Genomic DNA, 1414 nt, shown 5'->3' with positions numbered 1-1414 from the left:
GAGTAATTGTCAAATCCTGTGGATCGGCGGTGTGTTCATGCCGCGTGTGACTGCGTGCGTTCGACGAGCTGGCCGCGTTCGAAGCGGGCTCCGGCTCGGACGAGGGCGACGAGGTGGGGTGCGTTCACGGCCCTCCACCTTTGCTGAGCGGACTCGACGAGCTTGAAGACCATCGCGAGGGCGGCGGCGCGGGAGCCGGCGCCGCGGGTGACCTTGGTCCGCAGCCGGACGGTGGAGAAGGTCGACTCGATCGGGTTCGTGGTCCGCAAGTGGATCCAGTGCTCGGCCGGGAAGTCGTAGAAGGCCAGCAGCTGTTCCTGGTCGTCGGTGATCTTCTTGACGGCCTTGGGGAATTTCGCGCCGTAGAGCTTGGCGAACGTGGTGATGGCCGCCTCGGCATGCTGCCGGTCCTCGGCGTTGTAAATGTCCTGGATGGCCTTCTTCGCTCCGGGCTGGGCGGACTTCGGCATGGAGTCGAGGACATTGGCCGTTTTGTGAACCCAGCACCTTTGCTCGCGGGTTGCGGGGAAGACCTCGCGCAGGGCCTTCCAGAAGCCGAGCGCGCCGTCACCGGCAGCGAGGACCGGTGCGCGCATGCCGCGCCGGGCCAGGTCACGCAGCAGGTCGGCCCAGGACTCGGACGACTCGCGGTAGCCGTCCGTCATCGCGATCAGTTCCTTGGTGCCGTCCGCCCTCACTCCCATCAGGACCAGGACCGCGGCCCTGGCCTCGTCGAGGCGGATCTTCAGGTGGATGCCGTCGGCCCAGACGTAGACGTAGTCGGCCCCGGACAGGTCGCGGCCGCAGAAAGCGGCGTGGTCGGCCTGCCACTGCTGGGTGAGCCGGGTCACCGTGGCCGGTGACAGGCCGGCCGCCGAGCCGAGGAACTGCTCCAGCGCGGGGACGAAGTCGCCGGAGGACAGGCCGTGGAGGTAGAGCAGAGGCAGGACCTCGCTGACCTTCGGGGACTTGCGGCACCAGGGCGGCAGGATCGCCGAGGCGAACCGCTTACGCTCACCCGTGGTCTCATCGACCCTCTTGTCGTTCACCCGCGGGGCTTTCACCTCGACCGTCCCGGCGGCGGTCGTGACCTTCCGCAGCTGGTGGTAGCCGTTGCGCACGACCAGACGGTGGCCGCTCTCATCACGCTGGCCAGCCAACTCGGCGATATAAGCGTTGACTTCGGCCTCCAGCGCGGCGGCCAGCATCCGCCTCGCCCCTTCGCGGACGATCTCGTCGATCAGGGAGCCGTTCATGGTGCTGCCGTCGGCATTGACTACGCTGAGCACGGGCGTACCTTCCCGACCCGCGCGCCAACGCGGGCCTACTCGATGACCATCACGGGATCACCTCGGGAAGGTACGCCCTTCACGCACCAACCCGGGGCCGATCCACAGGTCTTGAGCATTGCTCG

The 1414-nt window shown here is 67.5% G+C and carries 1 protein-coding gene; it reads right to left on the bottom strand.

Going from position 1 to position 1414, the window contains the following annotated elements; translation table 11 throughout:
- Nucleotides 1-35: 35 nt before the first annotated feature.
- Nucleotides 36-1289 carry an IS256 family transposase gene (locus ABCR83_RS32600; protein ID WP_462698880.1) on the bottom strand — a complete coding sequence of 418 codons (1254 nt, stop codon included), beginning with the start codon at nt 1287-1289 and terminating at the stop codon, nt 36-38.
- Nucleotides 1290-1414 lie beyond the last annotated feature (125 nt).

The sequence above is a fragment of the Streptomyces xingningensis genome (assembly GCF_054957865.1).
This window is presented reverse-complemented; position numbering and strand designations above follow the sequence as displayed.